At 74.6% G+C, this 14979-nt stretch carries 14 protein-coding genes; 5 read left to right on the forward strand and 9 right to left on the reverse strand.

Annotation, left to right across the window (positions count from 1 at the left end; translation table 11 throughout):
• Positions 1 to 19 precede the first annotated feature (19 nt).
• From ACFY32_RS11745 to ACFY32_RS11780, 8 genes are all read right to left on the reverse strand, one after another.
• Complete coding sequence (locus tag ACFY32_RS11745) at positions 20 to 958, reverse strand: diiron oxygenase (RefSeq protein WP_359196162.1); 939 nt, start codon at positions 956 to 958, stop codon at positions 20 to 22.
• Between the two features lie 131 nt (positions 959 to 1089).
• Positions 1090 to 1596 carry a DUF3291 domain-containing protein gene (locus ACFY32_RS11750; RefSeq protein ID WP_359196165.1) on the reverse strand — a complete coding sequence of 169 codons (507 nt, stop codon included), beginning with the start codon at positions 1594 to 1596 and terminating at the stop codon, positions 1090 to 1092.
• Between the two features lie 45 nt (positions 1597 to 1641).
• On the reverse strand, positions 1642 to 3099 hold the full coding sequence (locus ACFY32_RS11755; RefSeq protein ID WP_390674010.1) for a penicillin-binding transpeptidase domain-containing protein: 1458 nt from the start codon (positions 3097 to 3099) through the stop codon (positions 1642 to 1644).
• Positions 3096 to 4454, reverse strand: coding sequence for an FtsW/RodA/SpoVE family cell cycle protein (locus ACFY32_RS11760; RefSeq protein WP_359196171.1), 1359 nt, complete (start codon positions 4452 to 4454; stop codon positions 3096 to 3098). The genes ACFY32_RS11755 and ACFY32_RS11760 overlap by 4 nt, the downstream gene beginning before the upstream one ends.
• Before the next feature lie 43 nt (positions 4455 to 4497).
• Positions 4498 to 4893 (reverse strand): SH3 domain-containing protein, encoded by a 396-nt coding sequence (locus tag ACFY32_RS11765; protein WP_359196174.1) that lies wholly within the window; start codon positions 4891 to 4893, stop codon positions 4498 to 4500.
• Positions 4894 to 5046: 153 nt separating this feature from the next.
• Positions 5047 to 6279: an ATP-binding protein gene (locus ACFY32_RS11770; protein WP_390674057.1), complete on the reverse strand. Its 1233-nt coding sequence runs from the start codon at positions 6277 to 6279 to the stop codon at positions 5047 to 5049.
• A gap of 2 nt (positions 6280 to 6281) precedes the next feature.
• Positions 6282 to 7004, reverse strand: a complete 723-nt coding sequence (locus ACFY32_RS11775; protein ID WP_359196479.1) for a hypothetical protein — start codon at positions 7002 to 7004, stop codon at positions 6282 to 6284.
• A 113-nt stretch (positions 7005 to 7117) separates the two neighbouring features.
• Positions 7118 to 7624, reverse strand: a complete 507-nt coding sequence (locus ACFY32_RS11780; RefSeq protein ID WP_359196177.1) for a protein phosphatase — start codon at positions 7622 to 7624, stop codon at positions 7118 to 7120.
• Between the two features lie 178 nt (positions 7625 to 7802).
• On the opposite strand from ACFY32_RS11780, the gene ACFY32_RS11785 reads away from it, so the two are divergent.
• Positions 7803 to 8606 (forward strand): nuclease-related domain-containing protein, encoded by an 804-nt coding sequence (locus tag ACFY32_RS11785; RefSeq protein ID WP_390674011.1) that lies wholly within the window; start codon positions 7803 to 7805, stop codon positions 8604 to 8606.
• A 2-nt stretch (positions 8607 to 8608) separates the two neighbouring features.
• On the opposite strand, the gene ligD is transcribed toward ACFY32_RS11785, so the two are convergent.
• Entirely contained in the window at positions 8609 to 9490 is an 882-nt protein-coding gene (gene ligD / locus ACFY32_RS11790; RefSeq protein WP_390674012.1) for a non-homologous end-joining DNA ligase, read from the reverse strand.
• Positions 9491 to 9557: 67 nt separating this feature from the next.
• Here ligD and ACFY32_RS11795 point away from each other — a divergent pair, with 67 nt between their 5' ends.
• From ACFY32_RS11795 to ACFY32_RS11810, 4 genes are all read left to right on the forward strand, one after another.
• Positions 9558 to 10640, forward strand: coding sequence for a Ku protein (locus tag ACFY32_RS11795; protein WP_359196186.1), 1083 nt, complete (start codon positions 9558 to 9560; stop codon positions 10638 to 10640).
• A gap of 303 nt (positions 10641 to 10943) precedes the next feature.
• The gene (locus ACFY32_RS11800; RefSeq protein WP_390674013.1) at positions 10944 to 12431 is read left to right on the forward strand and encodes a Y4yA family PLP-dependent enzyme; all 1488 of its coding nucleotides are present in this window, start codon (positions 10944 to 10946) and stop codon (positions 12429 to 12431) included.
• Complete coding sequence (locus tag ACFY32_RS11805) at positions 12428 to 13759, forward strand: pyridoxal-phosphate dependent enzyme (RefSeq protein WP_390674014.1); 1332 nt, start codon at positions 12428 to 12430, stop codon at positions 13757 to 13759. Before ACFY32_RS11800 ends, ACFY32_RS11805 begins: the two co-directional genes overlap by 4 nt.
• On the forward strand, positions 13756 to 14955 hold the full coding sequence (locus tag ACFY32_RS11810; RefSeq protein ID WP_359196194.1) for an aminotransferase class V-fold PLP-dependent enzyme: 1200 nt from the start codon (positions 13756 to 13758) through the stop codon (positions 14953 to 14955). Before ACFY32_RS11805 ends, ACFY32_RS11810 begins: the two co-directional genes overlap by 4 nt.
• Positions 14956 to 14979 lie beyond the last annotated feature (24 nt).

Here is a 14979-nt window from a genome sequence, read left to right on the forward strand (position 1 = left end):
TCCGCCCGCCCCGCCCGGCTTACGCCAGCAGCCCCGAGGACCGCCACAGCTTCCGGCCGACGCCCCGCAGCACCCCGATGTCGTCCAGGAAGTCCGTCAGACGCTTCGCGCCGGTCTGCATGATCTCGCGGCGGTGGCCGCTGGCCTTGACCTGGGCCATCGCCTCGCGCTTGTCCAGTCCCACGTTCGTGTAGACCTCGGGGTTGATGAAGGCGTTCGAGAAGACCCGGGCGAACTCCCCGGAGGTGACCCGGGTGAACTCCTGGGACCACTTCGGGGCCGTCACCATCTGGCGGCGCAGCTCCTCCCGGGCGTACCGGACGTGGCGGGCCTCCTCCACGACGTGGATGCGGGTGACGCCCCGGATCAGCGACTGGACCCGCTCGTCGGGGAAGGTCAGCCGCTGCATCCAGTCCAGGATCTCCTCACCGAGCAGGGTGGCGGTGAAGGAACCCGGCGTGGTGGAGACCGTCTTGAACAGCCGGCCGAGGTGCTGGTGGGCCGGGCTCACCGGGTACCAGGGCGTTCCGCCGTGCGAGATCAGCCGGGCGAACATCTTGGAGTGCCGGCACTCGTCCTCGATCTCGGTCAGCGCGTACCGGACGTGCGCGCTGGTCGCCGACTTGTCGTAGATGTGCCGGACCAGCAACTGCATCAGGATCAGCTCGAACCAGATGCCGAGCGAGGCGAGGGCCGCGGCCTCGTGCCGGGAGAGCTCGATGCGCTGCTCCTCGCTCATCCGCCGCCACAGCGGGGTGTCGTACAGCGACACCAGCTCCGGCGGCCAGAACCACTTGCCCTCCTCGAAGGGCGCGTCCCAGTCCAGCTCCTTGTCCGGGTCGAAGGAGTGCTTGGCGGAAGAGTCGAGCAGCCGCTCGGCCACCTGCTCGCGGTCCTTGAGCAAACCGAGCGCGTCGCGCAGTCCGTCGAGCGCGTCGGCTTCCGTCAGGGTCGTCATGGCTGTCCCACCTCGTCGTGTTACCCGCGGTCACTCACTCTTGTCTTATAAGACTGCGTGTCAGCAAGCTCGTCAATCCCCTGCGCGGAACTTGTTGACCGCGAGTAAATATGCGGGGCGCCCCCGAGGGGTCAGACCGAGCAGCCCAGCCCGTCCGGCACCGCGCCGAGGACCGGCTCGCCGGCGCCGGGCGGGAACGAGGTGCGCAGGGTGAACGCGTACGGGGTCGGTCCGTTGGTCCGCAGGCGGAGCAGGCGGGACTCGGCCTCGGCGACCGTCGGGCGGTGGCCCGCCGGCACCCACCACAGCACCGCCGTCGCGTCCTTCAGGCGCTCGAACCACTCGCGCCGGCGGGCCAGCAGCTCCCGGTGCCGCCCCTGGTACATGAAGGCCGTCAGCGCGTCGGTGTCCCGCCACACCGACATGTTGATGATCAGCCAGGAGTCCCCGAACACCGGGACGTCCGTCGCGTCGCCCCCCTCGCCCTGCAGCCGCCAGACGAACCCGTCGGCCCCGTCGGCGTCGGCGTTCACCGGTTCGAGGGAGTCGACGAAGTCCTTCAACTGCGGGGAGTCCAGCGGGGCCTTCAGGCGGGCGATGTTGACCTGGGCGAGTTCGTACGCGGTGGTGTCAGTCATGAACCGAACGGTAGGTCGGGACGTTCGCGCGGGGCACCCCCCGTCTCAGGAAGCGAGAACCGCCTCCATCACCGCACGCGCCACCGGTGCCGCGAGCCCTCCGCCGGTGATCTCCCCCCGGTCCGCCGCCGCCCCCTCGACCACCACCGCGACCGCCACCCTCGGCTCCAGGTCCCGGGCGCCCTGCGCGAAGGAGACGAACCAGGCGTACGGCGCGCCGGAGTTGCCGACGCCGTGCTCGGCGGTGCCGGTCTTGCCGCCGACGACCGCGCCGGGGATCGCCGCGCCCGCGCCGGTGCCGTGCTCCACCACGTCCCGCATCAGCTCCTTCAGCTTCGCGGCCGTCCCCGGCCGGACCGCCTGCCGCACCGGCCGGGCCCCGGCCGCCGACAGCACGGAACCGCCCGCCCGCGTGGTCCGCTCCACCAGGTACGGCGTGCGCAGTCGCCCCCGGTCCGCGACCGCCGCCGCCACCATCGCCATCTGCAGGGGCGTGGCCCGCGTGTTGTACTGCCCGATCGACGACAGCGCCAACTGCGCCGGGTCCGCCGAGGGGTCGAAGGTGCTGCGGGCCACCGGGAACGGGACGGCGAGCCCCGCGTCGTTGAAGCCGAGGGCCTCGGCCGTCGCCGTCATCCGCCGCGCGCCCACCGCCACGCCGAGCCGCGCCAGGACCGTGTTGCAGGACCGTTCGAACGCCGTGCGCAGCGAGGCGTTCCGGCACCGGCCGGACTCGTCGGTCAGCCTCGTCCGGGAGCCGGGCAGGGGGTACGGACCGGGGGAGCGGGTCGGCGCGTCCAGGTCCTCGGCGACCCCCGCGTCCAGCGCCGCCGCCGCGGTGACCACCTTGAACGTCGAGCCCGGCGGATAGGTCCGGCGCACCGCCCGGTTGAGCAGCGGCCGGCCCGGGTCGCCGTTCAGCCGCCGCCAGGACCGGAGCACCGACCCGCCGTTCCCGGACAGCTCCCCCGGGTCGTAGGACGGCGTGGACACCAGGGCGAGGACCCGCCCGGTGGCCGGTTCCACCGCGGCGACCGCCCCGGAGCGCCGGCCCAGCCCCTCGTACGCCGCCCGCTGCGCCGCCGGGAGGATCGTCGTCACCACGTCGCCGGCCGGGTTGGGGGCGCCCGTCACGTCGTTCCACAGCGGCAGCGGCGCGAGCAGCGGGTCGGCGCCGGACAGCACCCCGTCCGCCGCGTCCTCCAGCAGGGTCGTGCCGTACTCCTGCGAGGCGAAGCCGGTGACCGGGGCGTACAGCGGCCCGTCGCGGTAGGTCCGTTCGTAGCGCAGGTGCTGCCCGGTGTCCCGGGAGCCGGTGACGGGCTCGCCGCCGGCCAGGATGTTCCCGCGCGGCTGCTGGTACCGGGCGATGTCCGGCCGCCGGTTGGCCGGGTTGCCGTCGTACTCCGGGGCGCGGACCACCTGCACCCGGGCCGCGTTGACCAGCAGCGCGAGCAGCAGCAGGGCGCAGAACGCGGCGGCGTGCCGGATGTGCCGGGTCATGCGCGGGCCGCCGTTCCGCGCGCCGAGTCGCTGAGCCGGATCAGCAGGGCGACGATCGCCCAGTTGGTGACCACCGAGGAGCCGCCCTGCGCCAGGAACGGCATCGCCATCCCGGTCAGCGGGATCAGCCCGGTCACCCCGCCCGCGATGACGAACACCTGGAGCGCCACCAGCGAGGACAGCCCCACCGCGAGCAGCCGCCCGAACTGGTCGCGCAGCACCAGCCCGGCCCGGAAGCCCCGCTCCACCAGCAGCGCGTACAGCAGGAAGATCGCGGTCAGGCCGAGGAAGCCCAGTTCCTCCCCGGCGGTGGCCAGGATGAAGTCGGACTTGGTGGCGAAGCCGATCAGCACCGAGTGGCCGAGCCCGAGCCCGGTGCCGGTCACGCCCCCGGCCGCGAACGCGAACAGCGACTGGGCCAACTGGTTGGGGCCCTGCCCGGCCTCGATGGACGCGAACGGGTGCAGCCAGTCCTCCACCCGGCTGTGCACGTGCGGCTCCAGCCAGCCCACGGCGACCGCGCCGAGCGAGGCGAGCAGCAGGCCGACGGCGATCCAGCCGAGGCGGCCGGTGGTGACGTACAGCATGACCACGAACAGGCCGAAGAACAGCAGCGAGGTGCCGAGGTCGCGCTCCAGGACCAGGACGCCGACGCTGACCAGCCAGACCGCGACGATGGGGCCGAGGACCCGGCCGGTGGGCAGTTGCAGCCGCCACATCCGGCGGCCCGCGTACGCCAGCGCGCCCCGGTTGGCGGCCAGGTAGGCGGCGAAGAACACCGCCAGGAGCACCTTCGCGAACTCGCCCGGCTGGATGGAGAACCCGGCGATCCTGAGCCAGATCCGGGCGCCGTTGACCGCCGGGAACAGGATCGGCAGCGTCAGCAGCACCAGCGCCGCGGCCACGCAGACGTAGGTGTAGCGCTGGAGCAGGCGGTGGTCGCGCAGGATCAGCACGATGACGATGAACAGGGCGATGCCGAGGGTGGACCACACCAGTTGGGTCGGCGCCGCCCGGTCGCCGGGCGTCTCCAGGTCGAGCCGGTAGATCAGCACCAGGCCCAGGCCGTTGAGCAGCACCCCGATCGGCAGCGGCAGCGGGTCGGCCCAGGGGGCGCGCAGCCGGACCGCCAGGTGCGCGAGCAGGGCGAGCACCCCGAGCCCGGCGCCGTAGCCGGCGGCGCCGGGCGGGAGGGTGCCGTGCTGGGCGAGGCCCACGTTGCAGTAGCCGAACACCGACAGCAGGACGGCCACGACGATGAGGGCGAGTTCGACACCCCGGCGCCGGGGGAGGCGGGCGACGGGAGCGGGGGCGTCCGCCGCTGCCACGGTGATTCCGGTTCCGGCCTTCGTCATGTCCGGAACTTACCCAATTGGGGCGGTGTGCGGTTCTTCGGCATCAGCACCTGTGCGGTGCCGGGCCGATGTTGTCGATGTACCGGGCCGACCCCCACGCCCAGGTGCCGTCCGTGAGCAGGTACCAGAGGGGGTTGTGCTGGACGGTCTCCCCGTCGGTCTTGCAGTAGATGTGCACGATCTCGCCCCGGTGGGCGTACCGGATGATCTCCGAGCCCCGGTTGGGCGCGCTGCGCAGGGCGAGCGTGTCGGCGGTGACGACGCCCTGGTAGCGGGCCTCGTCCTGCCCGCCGCCCGGGTGCCGGCCGCTCACCGCGGGTCCGTCGCCGGCGCGCCCGCCCTCGTCCGCGGCGGCGGGACCGGCGGCGGCCGCCGCGGCGAGCGCGCCGGCGGCGAGCGTTATGGCGAGACGGCGGGCGGCGGGGGAGTGCGGGGACATGGCGTGACCTCCAAGAGGACAAAAGGTGCCGGACGTGACTGAACGCCACATTAGGAGCGACCGGGGCCCGGCGCGCGCCGCACTGCGCCATCGGGGAGGCGCGCGGCCGGGGTTCGGCGCACGCCGCACCGCGCCGTCGGGAGGCGCCGCCCGTCAGGGCCGCCGGGGCAGCGTCAGCACCGCCGCCGCCCCGCCGTCCGCCGGGTTGGTGAACGCCAGTCGCGCGCCCAGCACCTCGGCCTGCCCCCGGGCGATGGTCAGCCCCAGCCCGTGCCCCTTGGCCCCGCCCTCGGTACGGAACCGCTGCGGCCCGTGGACGAGGAGGTACTCCGGATAGCCGTCCCCGTGGTCCCGTACGGTGATCACCGGCCCGTCCACGGTCAGCACCACCGGCGCCCGCCCGTGCCGGTGCGCGTTGCCGACCAGGTTGCCGAGCACCCGCTCCAGCCGGCGCCGGTCGGTCTCCACCCGGGCGTCCCGCACGACCCGCACCTCGGTGTCCGTGCCGGAGGCCCCCACCACCCGGCGGGCCAGCGCGCCCAGTTCCTCCGCGTCCACCTCCAGGCGCTCCCGCCCGGTGTCCAGCCGGGAGATCTCCAGCAGGTCCTCGGTGAGCGTGCGCAGCGCCGCCACCCGGTCCCGGACCAGCTCGGTCGGGCGGCCCGGCGGCAGCAGCTCGGCCGCCGCGTGCAGCCCGGTCAGCGGGGTCCGCAGTTCGTGCGCCACGTCCGCGGTGAACCGCTGCTCGGCCCGCAGCTTGCCCTGCAGCGAGGCCGCCATCGAGTCCAGCGCGGCGGCCACCGCGGCCACCTCGTCCTGCGGCCGGGTCGGGTCCGCGGCGCGCGGATCGCCGACCCGCGCGTCCAGGTCCCCGGCGCTGATCCGCCGGGCCACCGTCGCCGTCGCGCGCAGCCGCCGCGTCACCCGCGTCACCGCGAACGCGCCGACCAGCAGCGTCGCCCCGATGGCCAGCGCGGACGACCAGACGATGGCCCGGTCCAGACCGTCGATGGTCCGCCTGCCCTGCGCGTAGTCGACGGTGACCGCGAGCGCCCGGCCGCCCCGGACCGGGCCCGCCGCCCACATCGCCGGCCGCCCCCGGTACTCGGCGGCCATCGTCGCCCGGTTCCCCGCCACGGCCAGCTCGCGCAGCGCCCCCGGCAGCTCCGGCGGATCGACGGCCGCGCCCCGGCGCAGGGTGTCCCCGGCCTCGTACGCCGCGGTCGCCTCCGCCAGTTGGTCCAGCGCCAGGTCGCGGGCCTGGCCCACGGTCTGGTTCGTCACCGAGACGTGCACCAGCACGCCGAGCAGCGCGGCCAGCGCGCAGCACATCACCGTGATGAACACGGCGGCCTTCACGGCCAGCGGACCGGCCCACCGGGGCATCCTCACCGGGCGCCCCCCGAGGGCGAGGGCGAGGGCCGGTGCCGGGGGCGCTCGCGGTCCCCGGTGCGCAGCATCTCGTCGTGGGTGAGCAGCATCGCCCGCTGGTCGGCGTCCCAGGTCCACTGGAGCCGGTACTCGTACCCCGCCACCTCGGACGGCGACCTGATGATCACCGACCGCCCGGCCAGCTCCACCGCGCTCACCGCGTCGTTGTTGGACATCACCCGCACCAGGTCGCGCCCGATGACGGTGTAGACCCGCACGGCCGTCTGGCCCGTCGGCGGCAGCCGGAAGCCCAGTGTCAGATCGTCCCGCCCGTCCCCGGTCAGGTCCCGGTAGTACGGGGTGAGCAGCGGGCACCGGTCCCGGTCCGTGCCGCACCCGGCCAGTCGCGCGCCGGTCTCGCGGTACGGGGCCTTCGCCCCGGAGTAGTCCTCGGGGTGGGCGGCGATCTCCGCGCGGACCACCGCCGCCGGGTCCGCCCGGCGCAGATCCCCGTCCGGTACGCGCACGCCCTTGACGGTCTCGGTGTCCGTCTCGCCGTAGTCCCACGCCGGACTGGAGGCCGGCGCCAGGTCGGGCCAGAGCCGCGCCGGGCTCACCGCGGTCGGGGTCGCCCCCGCGCTCAGCGGCCCGCCGGAGTCACCGCAGCCCGCCGCGGCGGCCAGGGCCAGGGCGACGGCGGCGAGGGGACGCGACGCGCGCCGGCGGCGGCCGGGGGGCACGGAGGAGGGCTCGGAGGGGGGCACGGCGCTCCCGGGCGGTTCGGGGATCATCGCTGACCCCGACCACCCTATTCAGCGGGAAGTCCTATTTGCGCGCCGGTCCCGGTGCCGGGCTACTCCGCCAGCTCCTCCAGCAGCCGGACCGTCGGCAGCCCCGTGCGCAGGTACTCCACGAACAGCTCGTTGTGCAGCGCCCACGGCGAGCGCCGGGCGCGGATCAGCCGGATCGCCTCCTCCGGGGAGCGGCCCCGCCGGATCAGGGCGTGGGCGACGACCAGACCCGAGCGGTTGTACCCGTGGTAACAGCGGACCAGGACCCGGCGGCCCCCGTCCAGCGCCGCGCACACCGCCTCCGCCAGCTTGATCACCCCCGCCAACTGGGTGCCGTCCAGCGGGCCGTCGGGGATCGGCCACACCTGGTGCTCGACCCCCGGCGCCGGTCCGTGTCCGGGCAGCCGCAACAGGGTCTGCACCAGGTCGAACTCGTCCTTGACCACGGCGAACGCCAACTCCCCGGGGAGCCTGCGGTACTCGTGCCCGCCCATCCACAGGCCGGGCACTATCTCGCTCCACGGACTGTCCGGAGCCGGTACGTCGGCCTCCCTGCCCCGAGTACGCAAGCGCGCCTCCCCGTCGTCGCCTCCGACAGACCCGAGCGGTCTCCAAGGTAACCGGGTTCTTGCCCCTGGAGCACCCCGCCTGTTCCCATGGTCGGGGGTGGTGGCGCATGAGCGGACTGCGGGTCGTACGGAGCCGGCGGCACGGCCGGGACCGGCTCATCGTCCGGGGTGGTGGCGCATGAGCGGACTGCGGGTCGTACCGAGCCGGCGGCACGGCCGGGACCGGCTCTACGTCTGTCTCGCCGACGGCCGGAACATCGCCTGGTACGACCGGGAGACCGCCCGGGTCAGCCTGCTCGGCGACGAGCGCCGCCAGGAGGTCCTCGACGCCCTGGCCCCCTTCCTCACCGGCCCCGTCACCGTCGGCCCGCCCCCGGTCCCCACCTCGGCCGAGCTGGCCCGGCTGACCCTGCACCCCGACGACGACCTGGCCCCCAACCGGCCCGGCGAGGCCCTCCTCGTCGCCCTGGACCGCGCCCCCGGCCCGCCGCACAGGCTGCGCGCCGACCCCCGGCGCCGGGCGCTGGCCGCCGAGCAGACCGCCGCAGAGGTGCTGGACCGGCTCGACGGCGCCGGCTGGCACACCCTGCACTCGGTGCCGCTGCCGGGCGGCGACCGCGTCCACCACCTGCTGATCGGCCCCGGCGGCCTGTTCGCCGTGCACGCGCTGTACGCCCGCAGGCTGCGCGTGCGCATCGCCGATCCGCTGGTCGCCCTGGGGCGCCGGGAGCCCCGGCCGCTGCTGCACCGGGTCCGCGCCGACGCCCACCGTGCCTCCTACGCCCTGACCGCCGAGGTCCGCCCGGTGCTCGTGCTGGTCGGCGCCGCCTCCGTCACGGTCGCCGTCCCGCCCCGCGAGGTCCGCGTCCTCACCGACGCGGAGCTGCCCGGCCTGGCCGGCCCCGGCGGCGTCCTCAAACCGGCCGACGCCGAGGCCCTGCACGCCCTGGCCCGCGACCGCGCCACCTGGGCCCGCGTCTGACCTCAGGGCAGCGTCCCCGACGCGCCGCGGTCGAACAGCGGGGCCAGCAGGTCACCGGAGTCCCGCACCCGGGCCGCCACGTCCGCCGCGCGGAACACCAGGTCCCCCGGTGCCCGGCACCGCTCCACCTCCGCCCAGGTGACCGGCGCGGACACGGCGGGCTCGGCGCGGGCCCGCAGGGTGTAGGGGGCGGCGGTCGTCTTCCGGGCGGCGTTCTGGCTCCAGTCCACGAACACCTTTCCCGGCCGCAGGCTGCGGGTCATCCGGTGCACCACCAGCTCCGGCATGGCCCGCTCCGCCTCCACCGCGAGCGCCTTGGCGTACTCCGACACCCGCTCCGAGGAGGCCCCCCGCACCCCGGCCAGCAGGTGCAGCCCCTTCGCCCCGGACGTCTTGGCGTACGCCTCGACGCCGTCCCGGCCGAGCCGCTCGCGCAGCCACCGGGCGACCTCGCAGCAGTGCACGACGGTCGCGGGCGGTCCCGGGTCCAGGTCGAACACCAGCCGGTCGGCCCGCCCGGGGTCGCCGGCCACCCACTGGTGGGTGTGGAACTCGGCCACCAGGTTCGCCGCCCACATCAGGCTCGGCAGGTCCTGCACCAGCACCATCCGCGCGGGCCCCGCCGAGCGCGGCACCTGGGCGGTGGTGACCCAGTCGGGCGTACCCGGCGGCACGTTCTTGGCGAAGAACCGCTGTCCGTCCGGCCCGTCCGGATAGCGCAGGAAGGACACCGGGCGGTCCCGCAGATGGGGGAGGAGCACCCCGGCCACGGTCGCGTAGTAGTGCAGCAGCTCGGCCTTGGTGAACCCGGTCGCGGGATACAGCACCTTCTCCAGGTTGCTGAGGGCCACCCGCCGCCCCTCCACCTCTGTGATAGGCGCCATACCATGAGAATCTCATGAAACAGGGACATAACGCCCCGTGCGGCCATCGAGAGGAAGGGTGCGGCACGTGCGATCCATCTGGAACGGCGCCATCTCGTTCGGCCTGGTCAGCATCCCCATCAAGCTGGTGAACGCGACCGAGAGCCACGCGGTCTCCTTCCGCCAGGTCCATACGGAGGACGGCGGCCGCATCCGCTACCGCAAGGTCTGCGAACTGGAGGACCGCGAGGTCACCTCGGCGGAGATCGGCAAGGCGTACGAGGACGCCGACGGCACGATGATCCCGATCTCCGACGAGGACCTGGAGCAGTTGCCGATCCCCACCGCGCGGACCATCGACATCGTGGCCTTCGTCCCCGAGGACCGCATCGACCCGCTCCAGATGGGCTCCGCCTACTACCTCGCGGCCGGCGGCGCCCCCGCCGCCAAGCCGTACACGCTGCTGCGCGAGGCGCTCAAGCGCAGCAACCGGGTCGCCATCGCCAAGTACGCGCTGCGCGGCCGGGAGCGGCTGGGCATGCTGCGGGTGGTGGGCGACGCGATCGCCATGCACGGGCTGCTCTGGCCGGACGAGGTGCGCGCCCCCGAGGGCGTCGCCCCCGACACCGAGGTCACCGTCCGCGACAAGGAGCTGGACCTCGCGGACGCCCTGATGGACACCCTCGGCGAGATCGACCTGGACGACCTGCACGACGAGTACCGCGAGGCCCTGGAGGAGGTCATCGCCGCGAAGGCGGCGGGGGAGGCGCCCCCCGAGGCGCCCCGCGAGGCGACGCCCGGCAAGGTCCTGGACCTGATGGCGGCCCTGGAGAACAGCGTCCGCGCGGCCCGCCGCTCGCGCGGGGAGGAACCTGACGAGCCGGCCGGGGAGGCCGGGCAGGCCGAGGAGCCGGCCGAGGCCGAGGTCAGATCCCTGCCGCGGCGCAAGACGTCCCGCGCCGAGCCCAAGCAGCCCGCCGGCCGCAAGTCGACCTCGACGGCGAAGAAGACGGCCGCCTCCGGCCGGAAGGCCGCGGACGCCCCGAAGAAGTCGACGGCCAGGAGCACGGAGAAGAAGACCGCGGCGAAGAGCACCGCGAAGAAGACGGCGGCCAAGCCGACGGCCAAGACCCCCGCCAAGAAGACGGCCACCCGCAAACGCAGCGCCTGACCCCGCCGACCGGCCCACTGCCGCTCGGCCCTCCCGGGCCCCTGGGCACCGACGGGAACGCCGGCGCGGTGCGGGTCAGACTCAGCGGACCGAACAGGGCCCCGGCCCCGAGCCCGCAGCCGGACACGCGCATGCCGCCTCCAGAACGACGCGTACCTCTCGTACGGCAGGAGGTACGCGTCCGGCGCCCGGCTCGCTCACCGCCCCGGCGGCCCGGAACCGGCGGACCCCGGGCTTAAAAACGTATGTATTCGGAAATGATGCCTCCGAACCGTCGGCCGGTCCCCCGGGGAGGAACCTGACGTGCGCGTGCCCTTATACCTGCGCCCTCGGCTCGAACCACCACTGGACGCACTGCTGGACACCCCGCACCTCCTCCACACCCTCGTCGACGCCCTCGGCTCCCCGCTCAACGTGCTGCTGCCCGACCGGATCGCCGAGAACGCCGACCGCTTCCTCGCCGTCTACCGCAAGCACCGCCTCACCGGCCGGATCACCTTCGCGCACAAGGCCAACGGCGCGAGCAGCCTGCTGCGCCGCCTGGCCGCCGCCGACCCGGCGGCCGTCGGCGTGGACGTCGCCTCGCTCGGCGAACTCCAGCACGCGCTCGCCTGCGGCTTCACCCCGGACCGGATCACGGCCACCGGCCCCAAGGACCCCGCGTTCCTGTGGCTGGCCGCCCGCACCGGCGTCACCGTCCACCCCGACTCGATCGCCGAACTCGGCCAACTCGCCGGTCTGATACGCGAGTTCGCGCTGCCCCGGGTGGATGTCCTGCCGCGGCTGTCCGGCTTCGACGCCGCCGCCGGCGCCGGTGCCCCGGGGGTCAGGGTCCGCTCCCGGCGCAGCCGCTTCGGCACCCCCCTGGCCGAGGCCGAGGCCCTGCTCGACGCCCTGGACCGGCACCGCGACGCCGTCGAACCCGTCGGCGTCGCCTACCACCTCGACACCACCGCCCGCACCGAGAAGGCCGTCGCCCTGGAGCGGTGCGTCGGCTTCCTGGACGCCCTGCGCGCCCGGGGCCGCGACCCCCGCGTCCTGGACATCGGCGGCGGCTTCGGCGTCGGCTACGTGGACGACGCCGGGGAGTGGGACCGCTACACCACCGAACTGGGCAACGCCGTCCTCGGCACCCGACCCGTCCTCACCTGGCGCGGCCACGGCTACGGCCTGCGCAACGAGGGCGGCACCCTGCGCGGCTCCCTCGCCCTCTACCCCGCCCACCGCCCCGACGCCGGGCCCGGCTACCTCGACGGCCTGCTCGCCACCCCGGCCCCGGCCACCGGCCGCCCGCCCGCCACCCTGCTCCTGGAGCACCTGTACGACCTGTCCGCCCAGCCGGGACGCGCCCTGGTCGACCAGTGCGGCGCCGTCCTCGCCCGCGTCCTCGGCACCACCGCCACCGGCTCGGGCGACCACCTGGTCCGCCTGGCCATGAACGCCGGCGACATGAGCCTGGAGGAACACGGCGTCCTCGTCGACCCGGTCCTCCTGCCGCGCCCCGGCGACAGCGCGCCCGGCGACGGCCCGGTGGCCGTCCACCTGTTCGGCAACCTGTGTCTGGAGGCCGACCTGATCACCCGAAGGACCGTGTTCCTGCCACGCCTGCCCCGTCCGGGCGACCTGCTCGCCTTCGCCAACACCGCCGGTTACGCCATGGACTTCCACGCCCACCGGGCCCAGCGCCGGCCGCTCGCGCGGACGGTGGCCGTGGTCCGCGACGGCGGCTCCTGGCGCTGGTGCCTGGACGAGGAGTACTGGCCCATCACGCACCCGGGGGGTACGGCATGAGGTACGACAGCATCACCGACGCCATCGGCAACACCCCGCTCGTCCGCATCGACCCGGCCGTGCACGGCCTCGCCCGCATCGACCTGTACGCCAAGCTGGAGATGCTCAACCCCTTCGGCTCGGTCAAGGACCGCCCGGCCTGGCACATGGCCCGCCCGCTGCTGGAGGCCGCCGGCCCCGGTGAGACCGTCGTCGAACTCTCCAGCGGCAACACCGCCAAGGCCCTCGCCCTCCTCGCCGGACTGCACGGCCTGACGTTCAAGAGCGTCACCAACCGGATGCGGGTCCCGGAGATCAAGGAACTCCTGCTGCTGCTCGGCGCCGAGATCGAGGAACTCCCCGGCCGCAGCGAGTGCCTGGACCCCACCGACACCGACGACCCGCTTACCCGCTTCCACCAGGCCCTCGCCGGACCCGGCGGCCACTACCTGCACACCGACCAGTACTTCAACCCGCGCAACACCGACGCCCACGCCTGCGGCACCGGCCCCGAGATCGTCAAGGACCTCGACGGCCGCGCCCCGGACTACTTCGTGGCCTGCGTCGGCACCGCCGGCTCCTCCACCGGCGTCGCCCGCGTCCTGCGCGAACACGACCCGGACGTCCGGGTCATCGGCCTGGTCGCCGACAAGTCCGACTTCATCCCCGGCATCCGCACCCTCGACGAGGTCCAGCAGGTCGGCCTCTTCGACCCCGCGACGTACGACACCATCGAGCCGGTCACCGCCGACGAGGCCATCGACGGCATGGTCACCCTGATCCGCCGCTGCGGACTGCTCACCGGCCCCACCGGCGGCGCCGCCTTCCAGGGCGCGGTACGCCACCTGCGCCCCCTGGACCGGGAGCTGACCGAGCGCCGGACGGCGGTCTTCATCGTCTGCGACCGCGCCGAGAGCTACCTCGGGTACGTCCGTCAGCGCCGCCCCGAACTCCTCGGCCGGCCCCCGCTGAAGAACTCCGCCGCCGCCCTCACCGAGGCGGAGGTCCGGGCCGGGGCCAGGACCGTCGACACCGAGGCCGCCCGCCGCTGGATCGCCGAGGGCGACCCGGCCCCGCTCGTCGTCGACCTGCGCGGACCGCACGCCTACGCCGCCCTGCACATCGACGGCTCGATCAACATCGCCGACGAACTCTTCGGCGAACTGCTCCGCGGCGGCCTGCCGTTCAGCACCAGCCGCCCGGTCCTGCTGGCCTGCCCGGTCGGCGAGCGGTCCGCCCGCTACGCCGCCCTGCTGACCCGCATGGGCCACCCCGACGTCCGCAGCCTCACCGGCGGCGTCGTCGCCTGGCGGGACGCGGGCGCCCCCCTGGTGCGGCACCGGCCATGAGCGAAGCCGACCTGGAGGAACTCGCCGACTGGCACCGGGAGTTCCGCGCCCAGTTCCCCATCGTCACCGCCCATCCCGACCTGGCCTACCTCGACAGCGCGGCCACCGCCCAGAAGCCGCGGGCCGTCCTGGACGCCGTACAGACGTATCTGACGACGGCCAACGCCAACGCGGGCCGGGGCGCCTACCCCTGGGCCAACCGCACCACCGAACTGGTGGAACGCACCCGGCGGCGCGTGCGGGAGTTCCTCGGCGACCCCGGCGGGTCCCACTGCGCCGTCCACTTCACCAGCGGGACGACCGAGGGGCTGCGCACCGTCGCCCGGGACTGGCTCACCGGCCACCTCGCCGACGGCGACGAGATCCTGGTCCCGGACGCCGACCACCGCGCCAACCTCGACCCCTGGCGGGAGGCCGCGGACCTGCTCGCCGCCCGGGGCGTGCACGTCCGGATACGCCCCCTGCCCTACCAGCGGACCTCCGGCGACTACGACCACCGCGCCCTGCCCTCCCTCATCGGCCCCCGCACCCGGTTCGTCGCCGCCACCCACGTCCACCACGTCTACGGCGGCGACATGAACGTGCACCGGCTGCGCGAGGCCGTCGGCCCCGCCGTGCCGATCTGCCTGGACGCCGCCCAGAGCGTCGGGCACATCCCGGTCTCCGTGACCGACCTGGACGTGGACTTCGTGGCGTTCTCCGGGCACAAGGCCCTCGCGCTGCCCGGCACCGGCGCCGTCTGGGCCCGCAACGATCCCCGGCGCGGCCCGGAGTTCCGCCCCGGCGGCTGGCGGGGCACCCCCAACACCGCGGGCATCGCCTCCCTGGAGGCCGCCCTCGACACGCTGGACGCGGCGGGCGTCGACCGGATCGCCCGCTGGACCACCGCCCTGACCGCCCGCCTGACCGAGGGCCTCGCCCGCCTCGCCCCGTACGAGGTACTCGGCTGCCAGGCCAGCCTGACCGCCGGGCCGGACGTCCAGCGCCGCCACGGCCTGGTCGCCTTCCGGCACGCGGCCGTCCCCTCCGACGACCTCGGCTTCATCCTCTACAGCCACGGCTTCATGGTCCGCGCGGACAGCCTCTGCCAGGCCGGGGCGGACGAGAAGGCGGGCGTCGTCCGGGTGAGCGTGCACGGCTACACCTCCGTGGCGGAGATCGACCGCCTGCTGGGCGTCCTTCAGTCGCTCGGCTGAGCGCACGGCCCCGCCGCTGTGAAT

The sequence above is a fragment of the Streptomyces sp. NPDC000134 genome, assembly GCF_042899225.1.
Classification (GTDB): Bacteria; Actinomycetota; Actinomycetes; order Streptomycetales; family Streptomycetaceae; genus Streptomyces.